25 protein-coding genes, 1 tRNA gene and 1 pseudogene are annotated in these 16,422 nt (G+C 56.7%); 13 read left to right on the top strand and 14 right to left on the bottom strand.

The window, feature by feature from the left end:
* Positions 1-66 precede the first annotated feature (66 nt).
* Positions 67-444 carry a response regulator gene (locus HFRIS_RS02315; RefSeq protein ID WP_006461608.1) on the bottom strand — a complete coding sequence of 126 codons (378 nt, stop codon included), beginning with the start codon at positions 442-444 and terminating at the stop codon, positions 67-69.
* 825 nt (positions 445-1,269) lie between these two features.
* On the opposite strand from HFRIS_RS02315, the gene HFRIS_RS24690 reads away from it, so the two are divergent.
* On the top strand, positions 1,270-1,566 hold the full coding sequence (locus HFRIS_RS24690; RefSeq protein ID WP_081626817.1) for a hypothetical protein: 297 nt from the start codon (positions 1,270-1,272) through the stop codon (positions 1,564-1,566).
* Between the two features lie 55 nt (positions 1,567-1,621).
* Here HFRIS_RS24690 and arsH read toward each other — a convergent pair whose 3' ends face one another.
* From arsH to HFRIS_RS02295, 4 genes are read right to left on the bottom strand one after another with little or no spacing between them, the layout of a single operon-like run.
* Positions 1,622-2,344, bottom strand: a complete 723-nt coding sequence (gene arsH, locus HFRIS_RS02310; protein ID WP_006461607.1) for an arsenical resistance protein ArsH — start codon at positions 2,342-2,344, stop codon at positions 1,622-1,624.
* Positions 2,325-2,753: an arsenate reductase (glutaredoxin) gene (gene arsC, locus HFRIS_RS02305; protein ID WP_006461606.1), complete on the bottom strand. Its 429-nt coding sequence runs from the start codon at positions 2,751-2,753 to the stop codon at positions 2,325-2,327. The genes arsH and arsC overlap by 20 nt, the downstream gene beginning before the upstream one ends.
* A gap of 27 nt (positions 2,754-2,780) precedes the next feature.
* The gene (locus HFRIS_RS02300; RefSeq protein ID WP_006461605.1) at positions 2,781-4,061 is read right to left on the bottom strand and encodes an arsenic transporter; all 1,281 of its coding nucleotides are present in this window, start codon (positions 4,059-4,061) and stop codon (positions 2,781-2,783) included.
* Between the two features lie 12 nt (positions 4,062-4,073).
* A complete protein-coding gene (locus tag HFRIS_RS02295; protein WP_039874105.1) occupies positions 4,074-4,409 on the bottom strand; it encodes an ArsR/SmtB family transcription factor in 336 nt (111 codons plus the stop codon).
* A gap of 39 nt (positions 4,410-4,448) precedes the next feature.
* On the opposite strand from HFRIS_RS02295, the gene HFRIS_RS24685 reads away from it, so the two are divergent.
* Together HFRIS_RS24685 and HFRIS_RS24680 are read left to right on the top strand one after the other, a co-directional pair.
* Positions 4,449-4,751: an Lrp/AsnC ligand binding domain-containing protein gene (locus HFRIS_RS24685; protein WP_081626816.1), complete on the top strand. Its 303-nt coding sequence runs from the start codon at positions 4,449-4,451 to the stop codon at positions 4,749-4,751.
* A 114-nt stretch (positions 4,752-4,865) separates the two neighbouring features.
* On the top strand, positions 4,866-5,114 hold the full coding sequence (locus HFRIS_RS24680) for a DUF1272 domain-containing protein (protein ID WP_006461603.1): 249 nt from the start codon (positions 4,866-4,868) through the stop codon (positions 5,112-5,114).
* A gap of 90 nt (positions 5,115-5,204) precedes the next feature.
* On the opposite strand, the pseudogene HFRIS_RS26055 reads toward HFRIS_RS24680, so the two are convergent.
* Positions 5,205-5,330, bottom strand: a pseudogene (locus HFRIS_RS26055) (integrase core domain-containing protein); the annotation flags it as partial.
* An 85-nt stretch (positions 5,331-5,415) separates the two neighbouring features.
* Entirely contained in the window at positions 5,416-5,889 is a 474-nt protein-coding gene (locus tag HFRIS_RS02285) for a helix-turn-helix domain-containing protein (protein WP_244436248.1), read from the bottom strand.
* A gap of 53 nt (positions 5,890-5,942) precedes the next feature.
* Here HFRIS_RS02285 and HFRIS_RS02280 point away from each other — a divergent pair, with 53 nt between their 5' ends.
* The 10 genes from HFRIS_RS02280 (at position 5,943) to HFRIS_RS02245 (ending at position 11,502) form a co-directional block, all read left to right on the top strand.
* Positions 5,943-6,143: a hypothetical protein gene (locus HFRIS_RS02280; RefSeq protein WP_006461601.1), complete on the top strand. Its 201-nt coding sequence runs from the start codon at positions 5,943-5,945 to the stop codon at positions 6,141-6,143.
* Between the two features lie 14 nt (positions 6,144-6,157).
* Positions 6,158-6,400, top strand: coding sequence for a hypothetical protein (locus HFRIS_RS02275; protein ID WP_006461600.1), 243 nt, complete (start codon positions 6,158-6,160; stop codon positions 6,398-6,400).
* Positions 6,393-6,593: a hypothetical protein gene (locus tag HFRIS_RS02270; protein ID WP_006461599.1), complete on the top strand. Its 201-nt coding sequence runs from the start codon at positions 6,393-6,395 to the stop codon at positions 6,591-6,593. Before HFRIS_RS02275 ends, HFRIS_RS02270 begins: the two co-directional genes overlap by 8 nt.
* Positions 6,584-6,829 (top strand): Ogr/Delta-like zinc finger protein, encoded by a 246-nt coding sequence (locus HFRIS_RS24675; RefSeq protein ID WP_006461598.1) that lies wholly within the window; start codon positions 6,584-6,586, stop codon positions 6,827-6,829. The genes HFRIS_RS02270 and HFRIS_RS24675 overlap by 10 nt, the downstream gene beginning before the upstream one ends.
* 104 nt (positions 6,830-6,933) lie before the next feature.
* Entirely contained in the window at positions 6,934-7,155 is a 222-nt protein-coding gene (locus HFRIS_RS02265) for a hypothetical protein (RefSeq protein WP_006461597.1), read from the top strand.
* 431 nt (positions 7,156-7,586) lie between these two features.
* Positions 7,587-9,638: a replication endonuclease gene (locus HFRIS_RS02260; protein WP_006461596.1), complete on the top strand. Its 2,052-nt coding sequence runs from the start codon at positions 7,587-7,589 to the stop codon at positions 9,636-9,638.
* Positions 9,635-9,781, top strand: a complete 147-nt coding sequence (locus tag HFRIS_RS25525) for a hypothetical protein (RefSeq protein ID WP_008331387.1) — start codon at positions 9,635-9,637, stop codon at positions 9,779-9,781. The genes HFRIS_RS02260 and HFRIS_RS25525 overlap by 4 nt, the downstream gene beginning before the upstream one ends.
* Positions 9,778-10,176, top strand: coding sequence for a hypothetical protein (locus HFRIS_RS02255; RefSeq protein ID WP_006461595.1), 399 nt, complete (start codon positions 9,778-9,780; stop codon positions 10,174-10,176). Before HFRIS_RS25525 ends, HFRIS_RS02255 begins: the two co-directional genes overlap by 4 nt.
* Positions 10,173-10,415: a DUF4224 domain-containing protein gene (locus HFRIS_RS02250; RefSeq protein ID WP_006461594.1), complete on the top strand. Its 243-nt coding sequence runs from the start codon at positions 10,173-10,175 to the stop codon at positions 10,413-10,415. The genes HFRIS_RS02255 and HFRIS_RS02250 overlap by 4 nt, the downstream gene beginning before the upstream one ends.
* 70 nt (positions 10,416-10,485) lie before the next feature.
* On the top strand, positions 10,486-11,502 hold the full coding sequence (locus tag HFRIS_RS02245) for a tyrosine-type recombinase/integrase (protein ID WP_006461593.1): 1,017 nt from the start codon (positions 10,486-10,488) through the stop codon (positions 11,500-11,502).
* A gap of 23 nt (positions 11,503-11,525) precedes the next feature.
* On the opposite strand, the gene HFRIS_RS25395 is transcribed toward HFRIS_RS02245, so the two are convergent.
* From HFRIS_RS25395 to petA, 7 genes are all read right to left on the bottom strand, one after another.
* Positions 11,526-11,684: a hypothetical protein gene (locus HFRIS_RS25395; protein WP_161625958.1), complete on the bottom strand. Its 159-nt coding sequence runs from the start codon at positions 11,682-11,684 to the stop codon at positions 11,526-11,528.
* A gap of 264 nt (positions 11,685-11,948) precedes the next feature.
* Positions 11,949-12,024: transfer RNA gene (locus HFRIS_RS02240), tRNA-Thr, on the bottom strand.
* Between the two features lie 24 nt (positions 12,025-12,048).
* Positions 12,049-12,543: a ClpXP protease specificity-enhancing factor gene (locus HFRIS_RS02235; protein ID WP_006461592.1), complete on the bottom strand. Its 495-nt coding sequence runs from the start codon at positions 12,541-12,543 to the stop codon at positions 12,049-12,051.
* A gap of 135 nt (positions 12,544-12,678) precedes the next feature.
* Positions 12,679-13,290, bottom strand: a complete 612-nt coding sequence (locus HFRIS_RS02230) for a glutathione S-transferase N-terminal domain-containing protein (protein WP_006461591.1) — start codon at positions 13,288-13,290, stop codon at positions 12,679-12,681.
* A 97-nt stretch (positions 13,291-13,387) separates the two neighbouring features.
* Positions 13,388-14,152 (bottom strand): cytochrome c1, encoded by a 765-nt coding sequence (locus HFRIS_RS02225; protein ID WP_006461590.1) that lies wholly within the window; start codon positions 14,150-14,152, stop codon positions 13,388-13,390.
* Between the two features lie 23 nt (positions 14,153-14,175).
* A complete protein-coding gene (locus tag HFRIS_RS02220; RefSeq protein WP_006461589.1) occupies positions 14,176-15,582 on the bottom strand; it encodes a cytochrome b in 1,407 nt (468 codons plus the stop codon).
* 2 nt (positions 15,583-15,584) lie between these two features.
* A complete protein-coding gene (gene petA, locus HFRIS_RS02215; RefSeq protein ID WP_006461588.1) occupies positions 15,585-16,193 on the bottom strand; it encodes a ubiquinol-cytochrome c reductase iron-sulfur subunit in 609 nt (202 codons plus the stop codon).
* Positions 16,194-16,422: the final 229 nt, after the last annotated feature.

The raw sequence follows: 16,422 nt of genomic DNA, 5'->3' as shown, positions 1-16,422 counted from the left end.
GCGTGAAGCACCCGAGGACCTATGCAACGATAACAGAAACTAAAAGTGAGCTATATGGAATCGCTTCTACTGAACAGCTTTAACGGTCGAGACCACTTCATCGAAGAGGCAGGGTTTTACAAGCAACGCGTCAAAAACCTCCAATGCTTTCCAAGAGTTTTTCAAAGGGGTCGCACTCAGGAGAACAATCGGAATGGAAGAAAATCGCGGGTTATTTTTGAGTAAGGTCGCCAACTCTAACCCATCCATGATCGGCATTCGCAAATCTGTCAAAACAACGTTCACAGAATCATCAGACCCCATCATTAGGTCATAGGCTTCTCGACCGTTTGTAGCTTCCAGAACGCGGTAACCCTCATTTTTAAACACCTCTGAAAAGATGGTCCGAACATCGACATTGTCCTCGACAAGTAATATTGTGCGCCCTCGAAACAATCCGCCCATGCCCCCTCCCAAATAGTGGCCATGGGTCCAGAGTCGGATATCAGAGGGCTACAAATAGTATGAGAAAAAATCTGCCTTATGAACATCAGGCAATTCGCTAAAGCGGAGAGTCTATCTCCGACAGACACGTAGGATTAATGGAAGAAGCTCAGTGGGGAACGCATCAAATAGCAATAACCTAGAAATGATGTCCCGTTAAATGCGTGCGCAGAAGTAGTTGCGCTTTCTCAGGCCTAGAGGATTATCAGCTGCTACAACCTGAAAAGGATCGGAGCCACACGTAGTAATTCATCGCGGCAGCGTAAGAGCTCCCGGGCTTCGGCTATCGGCGTATGTCCGACTCACTAGCCTGGGCGATTCTCGATTGCGACGGCTCAGACAGCTCCTAATCAGCTGCAACTTTTCCCGCCACATTAGCATCTCGTGACCGCGCTCAATTTCCCCTTGTTCGAGTGTTCTTCATTCTCGCCCGCTGCATTTTCCTGGACGCGCTCCTTGGTCGTGATCGTTATGTGCCCTTTTTCTGCACTCATATGGCGGGCTGCGTCAGATGCTTTACAGTCTATGCAGCGCCCATTTCCGACAAGCAAAATAGTCACGAATACACTGCCAATAACCGATAATGAGGCAAACATCAAGCAAACGACATCTACCTCCAGGCATCGTTTGGTAGTCAAAAAACGGCCAGTCAGCTAGAAAATAGGACATGGGGGAATCCGCCTTGGATTACCCATAGCGGCTTTGCATTGGAGGCTACGGCTTATCGCCCAGAAGCGGGCTATGTGACGAGGATATTAGACGAGCGCGAAATACATCAAACAAGAAATGGAGAGACAACTTGAGTCCGCACGAGATGCTGTGGTGGATGAAGTGAGTTTCATCAATTTTCTGAATGTACTCTCCGCAGACTGGTTCGCAGAAACTGAATTACACGCGGCTTTACTTCCATCACCATACTCTTCGGGTATATTGGGCTGGAAGAACGGCAATATCGGTGCATTTCTAAATGCCTCCGTTCGTTGGGTGGAGAATTCAAGAAATGGTCCCCATTTCTACGAAGTTTCAATAAATCCCTGGCGTAAGGTTGCCGATATCCTGTTAATGGGGAAGACTTACGAATAGGATGGAATATCTTCTCCCAGCCAAGAGTAGGCATCCTGCAATGGTGAAACGCCAGCTACAATTTGTCTTGGTTCATACGCTTTTCCAACTCTGCCGCAGCTTCCCTCCGTTCGCTATAGCGATCGGTCAGATATGGTGAGATATCCCTGGTCAGCAGGGTGAACTTGAACAGCTCCTCCATTACGTCGACGACTCTTTCGTAGTAGGGCGAGGCTTTCATCCTGTCTGCGTCATCAAACTCTTGGTACGCTTTGGCGACCGAAGACTGGTTTGGAATCGTCAGCATCCGCATCCAACGGCCGAGCACTCGCATCTGATTAACCGCATTGAAAGACTGCGAGCCGCCCGATACTTCCATGACGGCGAGAGTCTTTCCCTGAGTGGGGCGAATCGCCCCTTGCGACAACGGAATCCAGTCGATCTGGGCTTTCATGATGCCGGTCATGGCCCCGTGGCGTTCGGGTGAGCACCAGACCATCCCCTCGGACCAGTTGGCCAGGTCGCGCAGCTCTACAACTTTCGGGTGCGTATCCGGCTCGCTGTCCGGTAAAGGCAGCCCACGCGGATCGAAAACCTTGACCTCACCGCCAAATGCCTCCAGTAGGCGGGCCGCCTCCATCGTCAACAGTCGGCTATATGAGCGCTCTCTGACGGAGCCGTAAAGCAGGAGGAAGCGCGGCCTATGGCTAGATACGCCGAGTCCTTTGAAATCGCTAGTCGCCGGGACTTGAAACTCGCCTGCCGCGATGTTCGGCAGATCACTGAGCCGGTGCGACACGTTGCCCCTCCGCGTTCACTACGACTTCACCATCCTCCTTTGTGAATGTGCCCTGCTGCGGATTGGAGAGGATATCCAGCACCAACTCCGACGGGCGGCACAAGCGAGTACCGTTGGTTGTCACCACAAACGGCCGGTTGATCAGGATGGGGTGCGCCAGCATGGCATTCAGCAGTTGGTCGTCCGTGAGACTGAGCTTATCCAGTCCCAGCTCCGCGTAGGGCGTGCCCTTTTGGCGAATCGCCTCGCGTACGGTCAGGCCGGCATCTTTGATCATCTTTGCCAGTTGCTCCCGGCTTGGCGGATGCTGCAGATATTCAATGACAGTTGGCTCTTCCCCGCTATTGCGGATCATGGCCAGAGTGTTACGGGATGTACCGCAAGCAGGATTGTGAAAGATGGTGGTCATGGAGTTTCCAGGGTGATGTGTCAGGTTCTATTGGAGGAGGATCGCCAGCGCTGCGAGCGTGACCAGCAGCACTGGCATCGTGAGTACAGCACCGACGCGGAAGTAGTATCCCCACGAGATGTGGAGTTTCTTTTGGTCCAGCACGTGGAGCCAAAGCAGGGTCGCCAAGCTACCGATTGGCGTGATCTTCGGCCCGAGATCGCAGCCGATCACGTTGGCGTAGACCATGGCTTCGCGTACCGTGCCATGCGCCGTTGCGGCGTCTATGGATAGTGCACCGACCAGCACGGTCGGCATGTTGTTCATGATGGAAGACAGAATTGCCGTCAGGAAGCCAGTCCCGAGTGTAGCGATCCAGAGTCCATGCTCCGCCAGACCATTCAGCACCTGTGTCAGCAGATTCGTCAGGCCCGCGTTACGCAGGCCATAGATCACCAGGTACATGCCCAATGAGAAGAAGACGATCTGCCATGGTGCGCCCTTGATCACATCTCTCGTCGCGATCACATGCCCCCGCGCGGCCACGGTAAAAAGAATCAACGCACCGGCGGCTGCTACCACGCTAATGGGAACACCCAGGCCTTCTAGCAAGAAGAAGCCTAAGAGGAGCAGCACAAGCACCCACCAACCAGCCGTAAAAGTGGCCTTGTCGCGTATAGCCGCAGCCGGCGCTGCTAGCTGCGAAAGGTCGTAGTTCTTTGGAATATCCTTGCGGAAGAAGGCAACGAGCGCGAGGAGCGTAGCGGCTACCGCGGCCAGGTCGACCGGAATCATGACACCGGCATACTGAGCAAAGCTAAGCTTGAAGTAGTCCGCCGAAACGATGTTGACCAGGTTCGACACCACCAGCGGCAAGCTCGCTGTATCCGCAACGAAGCCCGCCGCCATGACGAATGCCAGGGTCGCTTGCGGCGAGAACCGCAGCGCCTGAAGCATAGCGATGACGATGGGCGTCAAGATCAGAGCGGCACCGTCATTGGCAAAGATCGTCGATACTGTGGCACCCAGCAGCACCAACAATACGAACAGGCAGTGGCCGTTACCTTTTCCCCAGCGAGCCACATGAAGCGCCGCCCATTCAAAAAAACCAGCCTTGTCCAGCAGCAGGCTGATGATGATGATGGAAATGAAGGTCGCAGTGGCATTCCAGACGATGTGCCAAACCGTTGGAATATCAGCCCAATGGATTACGCCCAAGGGCAACGCCACGGCTGCGCCCCCGCAAGCGCTCCAACCGATGCCCAGACCCCGGGGCTGCCAAATGACCAGCACCAAGGTAATCAGGAAAATGAAAAACGCTACCAGCATGCTTACTCCGCCTCAAGTAGCAGCAGCTGATGGTGGACAGCATGCACTAACTGGAGAGCAGGGATTGCCACCGCAGCAGTTCTCGGTGAGAAAGCTGAGAACCTCGTTCATGACGTCGTAATTGGCGGCATAGATGACGAAACGCCCCTCCTGCCGCGACGTCACCAGGCCTGCGTGTGACAGCTCCTTCATGTGAAAGGACAGCGAAGATGGTGCGATGTCCAGCACCTCGCCAATCTTGCTCGCTGCACTGCCGTCCGGCCCGACCTGAACCAGATGGCGAAAGATGCCCAGACGGGACTCTTGGGCCAACGCGCTAAGCGCGGCGATAACGGATTTTGTTTCCATGGCCTGCCTCATTAATTCAATATTTCAATTATTATTGAAATGACAGGCCTGTGCAATAAAATTTTCCGCACCAAACCAATATCCGCTGCTGCAAAAATCTGCCACTCAGGCCTGTGGAAGACGCACGCGGAGATCAAACGCTGCTTGCTTACCTTCGTGACAATGCCCGAGATTATTGATGCCAACCGCATCACCGGAGAAGATTGCTTTCTTGTTCGGCTCCTAGTTGAAGAGATGGCGCAGCTGGAAGCCGCTATCGACACCTTGGCAAAGTTTGGGCCTGTTACTACTTCAGTAATTTTGGCAAGTTACCCATCGAAAGCTATCGTTGCGAGAACTTGAATCTGATTTATCATCGGGTCTGTGATAACTATGATCGAGTCCCCAGCAGATCTTCGTCTACGCTCTTGAGATATTCCATTCGGCCAAAAAAAGTTGTTCCGCAACGGAGAAAAAATGCTTGAATTACGACCCAGCTGTGAATGCTGCGATAAAGACCTCCCGCCAGAATCGACTGAGGCAAGGATTTGTTCCTTCGAGTGCACCTTCTGTACTGATTGCACTATCGACATATTGAAAGGCAGTTGCCCTAATTGCGGCGGCGAACTGGTCGCACGTCCTCGAAGGCCCGTGGAAAAGCTCGTGAATAGTCCAGCAACGACTGAGCGAGTGTTCAAGCAAGGCGGTTGTAAAGGGAGTGCTTAAAGGTACGCGACAAGCCGCTCTGCGTAGATTCTGGACGGCTGTGACCGTTCCCATTACCGGCATTGTTGCCTGCGATGTCGGCAGGCGGTATCTCATTACGCTGTACGGCCCATCGGTATCGTACTGGCGACACCATCGCTCGATGACGACCAGAGCTTCTCGGCGGGTATAGAAGATTTCTCTGTTGACTAGTGCGTCGCGGAATTTCCCGTTGCAGGACTCGCGGCATCCGTACTCTCAAAAGCCTCCTGGCTCCATATACAGCGTCTTTGAAACGATCAATACAAGACGGCTGGCTCTCCTATTTCTTTTTGACGATCTTGTTCCCCATGACGACGCCTTTAATGGTGCCAAATACATCTCCGTGAATTTGGTGACCAACGTTACCTTTAATGTTCATGGCTGGCGTCCGCGCTCCCGGCGACGACTCAGAGCCGGAGGTCAATCCAAAAATCATTCCAAGCACGCCAGCTTTGCCTCGAATATCCAGGCTGCGAAATCCTTCAAGTAAATCGCTTTCATCTTTGGTTAGCGGAGCATTGCTCGACTCTCCCGTTAAGAGAAATAACACATCAATTCCCGCCACTGCCATAGCAGTGAGATAAGCCGAGTCGGGCTTTCGCGATCCGTTCTCATAGTTCATTTGCGTATCACGCGTAACGCCACCCAAGGCAGCAAACTTCTCTTGGCTCAGACCTAACCGCTTACGCTCCAACTTTAGACGCTCGTTAAATTCCATCATTTGACCGCAATATATTGTTTGACTTGCGGTCATACGACCGCTATATTCACGTCATTGCTAAGTGACGTGTACAACCATTATCCCATATGCCCACTCTCTCCAAGCCCGTATGCCGCCCCCACACCGATACCTCGGTGGCCGTTACCTTCCGCCTTGAAGCTGATGAAGAAGAACGACTGGCTGAGCTGGCCCGCCAGGATCTGCGCACGCGCTCGTCCTTTGTGCGCCTGCTGATATTGCGCGGCATGGCCGCCTACGACAACGACGTTAAAGCCGAACGGGCTTGAGCACGGAGGCTGCTATGTACGACGACCCCCGCAAAATCCGTCATCGCCGCATCGTTGTGCGCGTCAACGACGACAACTACGACATCATGAAGGCCCTGGCCCAATACCAGGGTGAGAACCTGGCCACCTTGGCCCATGATCTGCTGATGCATCAGGCCATCGCCCTGGCGCAATCCTATTCGATGCCGATCTTATCCGAGCAGAACGTGCAAGCCAAGGCGCTCACGAGCCACTTTTCAGTGCCTCGCAATGCCTGATATCGAACTGCCGTTCACCCATCCTGCGTTAGTCGAAGCCCTGGAAGTGATCATGAACCGCGAAGGCTTTGACACGATTGAACAGGCCGCTGAGTTCGCTCTAGCGCAATCTGTTCGAGAAGGTATCAAACGTATTACTGGCAAGGGGCGTGCACTCTATGCCATCAAGGGAAAGAAAACAACATGCGTGTAATCAGCCTGCCGTGCCCTCATTGCCAAAGCGCTGTGCGTGCAGCCAAAAGCCGGACCATGTCTACGCTGATGAAGGAAATCACCTATCGATGCCAGAACGTCGATTGCGGCCATACCTTCGTAGCCACGCTGGAGATTTCCCGTACTGTATCGATGTCCGCGATGCCTAATCCCGAGGTGAGCCTTCCCATCTCGCCACGTGCCTATCTCGCGCCCCAAGGAACAGGCGCTGCCTGACCTGCTGGTGACCGCTTAGCCGGTCGCTGAATCCCAATTTAACTAGGACCTGTCGTGCGCCGTTCGGCGCACGCGGGATTCGCTCACCCTAAAGAAAGCTCACCATGGCTCTCGATCAGCAACCGGCCGTCCTTGCCATCGCCTCGCTGCGGCTTCGCCTGGGCGACGACATCAGAGAATTTCAGTGCGCGCAGCGGATGTTGCTGCGCAAGGCAGTGCTACAGGATGACCTGCAGTGGAATGTGATCTGGGAAGGTAAGAGCGCTATTGCGGCGCGTCTTGTCCAGCGCTTGCAGCGCCTCGGTGGCCTGATGGGAGCATGGTAATGCGTACTCTGATCGCTCATGGCATCGCTGTTCTGTTGCTGCTTGCACCGGCTCTTCTGGCGGCACTCGGGCTAGTGAAAGGGTGATCATGCGCGGTGCACGAATTAAGGACCATGCGTCATTCCGTCCGGCAGCGGACCTGCTGCGCGAGCGAGCGGCATGGGTGCCCACACCTCCGGGTAATGAAGCTGCCAAGGCTGAGCTAAGTAAATCCATTTCACTGCTGCGCAATCGCAGGCGGCCCAACCTACAAACTGGCATTGCCTATTCCTGGGCGGCAATGGCTAGGCCAGTGCGTCGACACATTCTGGCCCTGGCAGGACTCTCGGCGGATCGCTGGGAATGTCCTATTCACTCCTTCACTGAAGCCGAACGCCTGGCCATGCGCCATGCGGTGCTGCGTGCCATTACGACGTATGAAAGAGCTCTCAATGCAGTCTAGAAAAGTCGATGCGAAGACACGGCGTCGGCACCGGGCTTTCGTCGAGTCGCACCAGTTTTCCGGGGAACTGGCACGTATTCCGCTGAAGTGGCGCGGGCGTGTCGTGAGCCAGGCCCTGGAACTGATGTCGGTATGGCACTGGAACAAGATCTTTGAACCGGTCGCCGTTCAGTTCGTCCGTGAGTTCGCTGAGCAGTACGTGCCGGCCGGGGTGGATCTGTCTCAGGATGACGCCGATATCTGCGCCACGGCCGAGAAAGCCGCCGAGAACGTCAAAAAGCTCTTGTGGAGGGCGATTTCTGATACCCACGCACGCGACCTCATCGAACAAGAGTGCAGCGACTACGGCATTGATATGCCGGAAGTCGACGATGATGACCTGCGCGCCATTATTGCCCGCGTGGTGGATCCGCGCTGGTGGCGTCGGCAGCTGCGCAAGGTGGTCGGCCGCGCCTTTGAGGGCGGGAATATCCGCCTGGGCTATGTCCACTACCACGGCGAGCCCTATGCCAGTAATGACGCCGTACTCTCTCGCCTCGCACAGAACCGGAGAAATGCCGCCGCTCTGGAAGCAACCATTGTGCGCAATGAGGCTGGCCAGGAATTCAGCATTGCAGAACTGGCGGAGAAGACGACCGCGAACAAGACTCTTCGTCGCGGTGAGCTCATGCTGCGCATCAACGGTTTCGAGGTCATCGCGAAGGAGTGCAACGATCAGGGTCTGTTCCTCACATGGTCATGCCCATCGCGCTTCCATGCGACGCTGCATACGGGCAAGCCGAATCCGAAGTATGACGGTTCGGACCCGCGCACAGCCAATCGATACCTAGGCAAGATGACTGCGTTGGCTCGCTCGGCGTTGGCCCGTCGCGGGATCGGTCTGTACGGTTTTCGGATTGCTGAACCGCATCACGATGGCTGCCCGCATTGGCACATGCTGGTATTCGTGCGGGCTCTGCCGGACTACACCACGCCGCACGTCAAGGACGTGGCCAGCCGCGCTATCCGCGTGATGAAGCGATACGCCTGGCGCGTGGATCGCGGCGAACCAGGCGCATTCAAGCGTCGCCTGGATGTGAAACGCATTGATTGGGCAAAAGGCAGTGCTGCAGGCTACATCGCCAAGTACGTGGCCAAGAACATTGATGGCGTGGCCGACCACAAGACCAAAGAAGGCTACCTCATCACTACCGATATGGCGGGAGATCGGGAGCTAACACCCTCTGCCCGCGTGGAAGCCTGGGCGGCCCGCTGGGGGATTCGTCAGTTCCAGCAATGGGGTGGCGCACCAGTCAGCGTCTGGCGCGAGCTGCGGCGCGTTCCGGCAGACATGGTCAAAGAGGCCCCGCCTGCCATGGCCGCTGCATGGGGTGCGGTGCAAAAGATCGAGGGCGAGAAGCGTGCCTGCTGGGCCAGTTACCTGCGTGCCCAAGGTGGCGCCCTGGTGAAGCGCGACGATCTGATGGTCACACTGGCCAAAGAAACCAAGACTGTCACCGGCCGCTATGAAGAGTGCGAGCGTGTCATGCCCTATGGCGTGCAATGCCGTCAGATGGTCGGAGTGGTCTTTAAATCCGTTCGTCACACATGGACGCCAGTTCAAGGGCACGACGCCCGCACTACGGCGGGTTCGCGGTTCCCTTGGACTCGTGTAAATAACTGTACGGCCCCCGCCGGGACTGGATCTTCGGCCAATGCGTCCTTCGAACAGAAGACAGCACCCGCACCGGTCATGTTCAAGCCGGACCAGGCTGCCCAAATCGAGCATGCATGGCTCGTCCTGGGCGCATGTCCCTGGCCTCGACCGATGGTGGACGACATGCAGACATGGCCAGCACCGGCTATGACGGCCGACGAACAGCGCCGGGCCCTGGCCGCCTGGGATGCCATCAAGGCGTGCCCCTGGCCGCGCGTGGTGCCTGTGCCGGACAAGTCCCCGCGCCTCGGCACGCCGCGCCAGGTGGCCGACTGGCGCGCTGGCCGGCTCGATGTGACCGAACTTCCGATTGATACCAACCCAACGAAAGGGAACGCCCTATGACAGCGTTTCGTGTCGTCGTGCGCACCGCCAGCGCACGCCATTCATACACCGCCATCGCAGCCCATAGCTGCGACGTGATCGCCGCCGCCGTCGATCGCTTTGGCGTGTGTTCTGTTACGGCCATTCAGGAGAACCAGAAGTGAACGCAACCACAACCACCAATCCCGCTCTGTCTTACCGCGCCGAAGGCTACGCTGCCAAGTATTTCGCCAAGCAGCCGAAACAGCGTGATTTCGTCATGTTGCCACCGCAGGCCCTGGACCGCATTACGTTCAATACACCCGATGACGGCGTGCTGGCGGGCTATGTGTCGGTCATCCGTCAGCACCTGGGCAACGGCCAGAAATTCGCATGGGTGGAGCTGGACAACGAGCTGGCGGGGCAATTCCGGGGTGTGCCGCTGGCGGACATCCTCACTTGCGATGATGCGGGAGATTTACGCCGCAATACCGCGAATCGTAAAGCCAGGCGTCTTTGCTTGGGCGACTACAGCGGCAATCTGAGTGTTGAAATGGGGAAGAGGGAACCACGGTCATGAGTGATTTGTTTCTTGATGACGAGAGCTTGGATCGTCTCACAGGCATTCGGCGCGGTTCTACCCGCGCCGGCGTCAAGCAGACCAAGTATGAGATGCAGGCGGCATTCCTGCGCGAAATCGGGATTCCCTTTATCTCAAATGCGCGCGGCCGTCCGGTGGTCCTGCTGTCGGCGGTAGAATCGCGCCGCACGGCAGAGGCCCCGAAAAAGGGATGGAAACCAGCAGTGATTGGGGCATGACATGGGGCGCAGGCCATCGAAAAATTCGAATCTTCCACGCGGCGTGCGTGCGCGCAAGCAACGCAGTGGGATGATTTATTACTACTATGACGCCGGCGGTACGCCACGCCGTGAGATTCCACTCGGCTCGAACTACGTCGAGGCCGTGCGCAAATGGGCCGAGCTGGAGGTGCTCCCGCAGGCCGCCGTCTCCAAGGTGGTGACGTTCCGCTACGCCTGTGAGGTCTATCAAAAAAAGTATCTGATCGAGAACGCGCCAAAGACGCGGGAAGAAAAATTGAGGCAGATAGAAACGCTGCTTGAGTTTTTCGACAATCCGCCGGCGCCCCTGGAGGAAATCAAGCCTATCCACATCAAGCAGTTCCTGTCGTGGCGCGTCCAGCGAACCCAAGATGCATTACGCAAGAAGGGGGAACCGGTGGAAGGCAACGAAGGCCGAGTAGCGGCCAATCGTGAGAAGTCGCTCATTTCGCACATCTGGAATGCGGCGCGGGCAGAGGGGCTGACCGACCTTCCGAATCCATGCGCCGGCATCAAATCGTTCCGCGAGTATGGCCGTGAAACCTATGTCTATGACGACGCCTTCCAGGCAGTGTGGAGCAAAGCCGACGTACCAACTCGCGAGGCAATGGACCTAGCATACCTCACCGGCGGCCGCCCGGCGGACCTACTGAAGATCGATGAAATGCACCTCCGTGATGGCAGTATCGAGGTGCGGCAGAATAAGACTGGGCATAAGCTGCGCATCGCCATCGAAGGAAAGCTCGCGGAGCTGATCGAGCGCATCAAGGCAAGAAAACGCGGCATCTCTGGCGTCGTGGTTTCGACAAGACTAATAGTCAATGAAGAGGGCCAGCCGCTGGGCAGAGCTGCGCTGCGATTCCGATTCGAGGCCGCCCGAGCTGCCGCCGGCATTGAGGGTGACGACTTCCAATTCCGCGACCTGCGCGCAAAGGCGGCCACTGACAAGACGGACAAAACCAAGGATATCCGTGAGGCCCAGCAGCAGCTCGGCCACGCTAGTGTAGTAATGACGGAGAACTACGTCCGAAAGCGCCGCGGACGGAAGGTCATGCCGACCGAATAGAAAAGCCGCCATCAGGCGGCTTTTCACATCTTATTGCGATCAATCGGTTTCAGCTGCGTGACGATTTCTTCGCACCACTGAACGCCTTTCGCTATTGCTTCTGAGGATTCGGCATAGGCGCCGCGCAGAGGTTGCCGTGGCGTCAACGGATTGTTGAAACGTAAAACCTGGGCGGCATCCACCTTCCATCCCTCTGTGTGTTGTGAATACCAGACCCTATATCGAAACTCACGCGCTGGGGACTCATATTCATAGATCGGCACGTCTGCACCTCGATGTTGAGTGGGCGAAATGCAGAGCGGCTCAGCCCCGCAGTTCACTATATTTTCGCTCAGTATAATGCGAGTATTTTTTGGCAATATCGCTTAAGTGAAAAAATTGCGGAGCAAAACCGGAATTGCGGAGCAAAATAAAAAGGCTCTCCGGTCGGAGAGCCTTTTAAATACTGGTGCTGGCTGCAGGACTTGAACCCGCCACCCCCTGATTACAAGTCAGGTGCTCTACCAGATGAGCTAAGCCAGCAAAACTTGAGCCCGCGATTATAGCCTACTTGATCCGGGTCAGTACAGGTCGGCCACCTTTTTTCGGTGGTTCCGGATCGTCATCGTCCTTTGAGCCAGTATCTGCAGGCTTCTTCTCGGGTTCGGAAACGGGAACCGAGGACAGTGCCGGGGCCGGCGCGACGCTTTCAGACACAGGTGAGTCCTGGGCGTTATCCTCACCAACGGCAACCGGCGCTTCAAAGGCCATGCCCTGGCCGTTTTCACGGGCATAGATGGCGATGACGTTTTCTACCGGGATCATGATGTCGCGCGAGACACCGCCAAAGCGGGCGCTGAAATGGATGCTGTCATTCTCCATCTTCAAGCCGCTGGTGGCCTCGAAGCTGATATTCAGTACGATCTCGCCATTCTTGACGAACTGCATCGGCACGCGCGTGCGGCTGTCGACGACCACGGCAATGTGCGGCGTATAACCGTTGTCGGTGCACCACTCGTAGATGGCGCGCAGCAGGTAGGGCTTGGTGGAGACTTCTTGCATGACTATGTGGTGTGCGATGCGAGGCATGCCCGCATCTGCCGGCTGAGCCGGGGTGAAACTGCAAATCGGACTGCAGGTGGAACACGCTGCGCGCCCATTAATGGCAGACGCGCAGCGGATACTCCGGGATGCGGCTTAACGACGCATCACCTTCTCGGACGGGGTCAGCGCCTCGATGTAGGCCGGACGCGAGAAGATGCGCTCGGCATACTTCATCAGCGGGGCTGCAGTCTTGGACAGCTCGATACCGTAATGATCCAGGCGCCACAGCAGCGGTGCCAGTGCCACGTCCAGCATGGAGAACTCGTCACCCAGCATGTACTTGTTCTTCAGGAACAGCGGTGCCAGTTGGGTCAGGCGGTCGCGAATTTCGTTGCGCGCCTTTTCCTGGTTCTTTTCGGCCGCCTTGGACTTTTCGTTTTCCAGCGTGTGCACGTGGACGAACAGTTCCTTTTCGAAATTGAACAGCATCAGGCGGGCACGGGCGCGCATCAGCGGGTCGGCCGGCATCAGTTGCGGATGCGGGAAACGTTCATCGATGTATTCGTTGATGATGTTCGATTCGTACAGCACCAGGTCACGTTCGACCAGGATCGGCACTTGGCCGTAGGGGTTCATGACCGAAATGTCTTCCGGCTTGTTGAACAGGTCCACGTCGCGGATCTCGAAATCCATGCCCTTTTCGAACAGGACGAGACGGCAACGTTGCGAAAATGGGCAGGTCGTGCCCGAGTAGAGAACCATCATTTTTTCAGAGCCCTAAAAACAAAAGGGGGGCGAGACGCATAACGCTCACCCCGGTACGCAATTCCGCAAAACCGCGCGGATACGTGATTGTACGTTTTTACTTGATGTTCTTCCAATAGGACGCGTTCAAACGCCACGCCAATACCGAGAAGATGCCCAGGAACAACAGAACCCAGACCCCGAGTCGCTTGCGCGTATTCTGCGCCGGCTCACCCATCCATTGCAAATAGGCAACGAGATCGGCGACGTTGTTGTCATACTCCGCCGTGCTCATCTTGCCGGGCTTGACCTGCTCGAAGCCGGCAAACTTGTGGGTGGTCTTGTTGGCGTCGTGGGGGTCCTTCTCCTCGACGAACTTGGCCTTGCGAATTCCTTGCAATTCCCACAACACATGAGGCATCCCGACGTTGGGGAAGAGCATGTTGTTCCAGCCGGTGGGACGACTGTCGTCCGTATAATAACTGCGCAGGTAGGTATAAATCCAGTCCGGACCGCTGCCTGCCTCCGATGCCTTGGCACGCGCAATCACCGACAGGTCCGGTGGTGCGGCGCCAAACCAGGCCTTGGCATCCTGCGGCGACATCGAAATCTTCATCAGGTCGCCGACTTTTTCCCCGGTAAACATCAGGTTGTTCTTGATCTGGTCCTCACTCAGGCCGATATCGCGCAGGCGGTTGTAGCGCATCGCGGAGGCCGAATGGCAATTCAGACAATAATTCACGAACAACTTGGCGCCGTTTTGCAACGACGACACGTCCTTGGTCCGGTCCGGGGCGTGATCCAGCGGAAAGCCCCCTTCGTTGGCGCAGGCCAGCGCTGGCAGCAAGGCCAGCGCGGCAATCACTTTCTTGAGCAATGTCATGTTCTTGTCCTTTGGCGGCTGGCTTAGTGCGGGTGGTAGACGACGCGCTCGGGAACCGTCTTGAAGGTACCGGCAGCACTCCACCAGGGCATCAGCAGGAAGAAGCCGAGGTAGATGAAGCTGCACACCTGCGAGACGGTGGTGCCGATGGCCGTCGGCGGTTGCACGCCGAGGTAGCCAAGGATGACGAAGGCGATGCCAAAGACCAGGTACACGTACTTGTGCCAGCTCGGGCGGTAACGGATGGACTTGACCTGTGACTTGTCCAGCCACGGCAGGCCGCCCAGGATGACCACCGACAGGCCCATCAGGACCACGCCCCAGAACTTGGCGTCGAACACCAGCATGCCGGCAATGATTACCAGACCGATGACGATGGAAGCGATCTTCAGTTTTGCGCTCAGGCGCGACTTGATGGCCAGCAGTGCCACGTAGGCTGCCACGCCAGCGATGAGCCAGCCCATGAAGTCCGCCGTGGTCGCGCGCAGGATCGAGTAAAACGGCGTGAAGTACCACACCGGGGCGATGTGCGGCGGGGTCTTGAGCGAGTCTGCCGGGATGAAGTTGTTGTATTCCAGGAAGTAGCCGCCCATTTCAGGTGCGAAGAACACCACCGCCGAGAACACCATCAGGAAGATCGACACGCCGAAGATGTCATGCACCGTGTAGTAGGGATGGAACGGCACGCCGTCCAGCGGCACGCCATTGGCATCGGTCTTTTCCTTGATTTCCACGCCGTCCGGGTTGTTCGATCCCACTTCGTGCAGCGCGATGATGTGGGCGACCACCAACCCGATCAGCACCAGCGGAATGGCGATCACGTGGAAGGAGAAGAAGCGGTTCAGGGTGGCGTCGGAAACGACGTAGTCGCCGCGAATCAGCAGCGACAGGTCAGGGCCGATGAAGGGAATGGCACCAAACAGGTTCACGATCACCTGCGCGCCCCAGTAGGACATCTGCCCCCAGGGCAGCAAGTAACCGAAGAATGCTTCACCCATCAGGCACAGGAAGATCCCCACGCCGAACAGCCACACCAGTTCACGCGGCTTGCGGTAGGAGCCGTACAACAGGCCCCGCACCATGTGCAGGTAGACCACGATGAAGAAGGCGGAGGCGCCGGTGGAGTGCATGTAGCGCACCAGCCAGCCCCAGGGTACATCGCGCATGATGTACTCGACCGAGGCGAATGCCAGGGTGGCATCCGGCTTGTAGTGCATCACCAGGAAAATGCCGGTGACGATCTGGATCACCAGCACCAGCAGGGCGAGCGAACCGAAGATGTACCAGAAGTTGAAATTCTTCGGTGCGTAGTATTCGGACAGATGGGCTTTCCAGGTAGCGGTCAGCGGAAAGCGGGAATCGACCCAGTTCAGGGCCTTGGCTGCGACCGGCGCATCATCCGGCAGCTTCTTTTCGTGAAATGCTCCCATGATCAGGCCTCCCCTTTCTCGTCCTTGCCGATGACGAGCTTGTTTTCGCCTTCAAACATGTAGCGCGGGACCTGCAGGTTGTCCGGCGCCGGCTTGTTCTTGTACACGCGTCCAGCCAGGTCGAAGGTCGAGCCGTGGCACGGGCACAGGAAACCGCCGTGCCAGTCGTCCGGAAGCGAGGGCTGGGGGCCGCTCTGGAAGCGCGAACTGGGCGAGCAACCCAGGTGCGGGCAGATACCCACCACGACCAGGATGTCCTTGCGCAGGGAACGCCACTCGTTGAGGGCGTAGTCGGGAGTTTCGGAGAAATCGGTGCGCTTGGAATTGGGATCGGCCACCTCGCCATCGGTCTTCTTGAGGGACTCGATCATTTCGGGTGTACGCTTGAGAATCCAGACTGGCTTGCCGCGCCACTCGACGGTGCGCATCTCACCGGGAACAAGTGAAGAAATATCCACTTCCACCGGTGCACCCGCAGCCTTGGCACGTTCAGAAGGTTGCAGGGTGGAGACAAACGCTCCAGCGGTGGCCAAACCCGCTACACCGCCGGCCGCACAAGTCGCAACAAGCAAACCTCGTCGACTTGCGTCGACCTGATTCTCGTCAGTCATAAAGACCCCAATCTCCAAATGTAAGTTAGCGTGGACCTTCTAAGTGACCCTCATGCAACTTTTCGATTATATATAAGCTGAATAGGGTTTTGTAGCTAACGGCCGGTATGGTACAGGCTGGCAAAAATCGACATTTGACGCAGCGCAACCCATTGTCAATCTGCTCTTTTTATCGGTTTTCTTGCAGTGCGGCGTCAGCGCTTGTCCGATTTACTTTTGACGGCGGGCA

This window comes from Herbaspirillum frisingense GSF30 (genome assembly GCF_000300975.2).
Taxonomy (GTDB): Bacteria; Pseudomonadota; Gammaproteobacteria; order Burkholderiales; family Burkholderiaceae_D; genus Herbaspirillum; species Herbaspirillum frisingense.
Note: the sequence above shows the minus strand (reverse complement) of the source record. Positions and strands in the feature narration are given on the sequence as shown.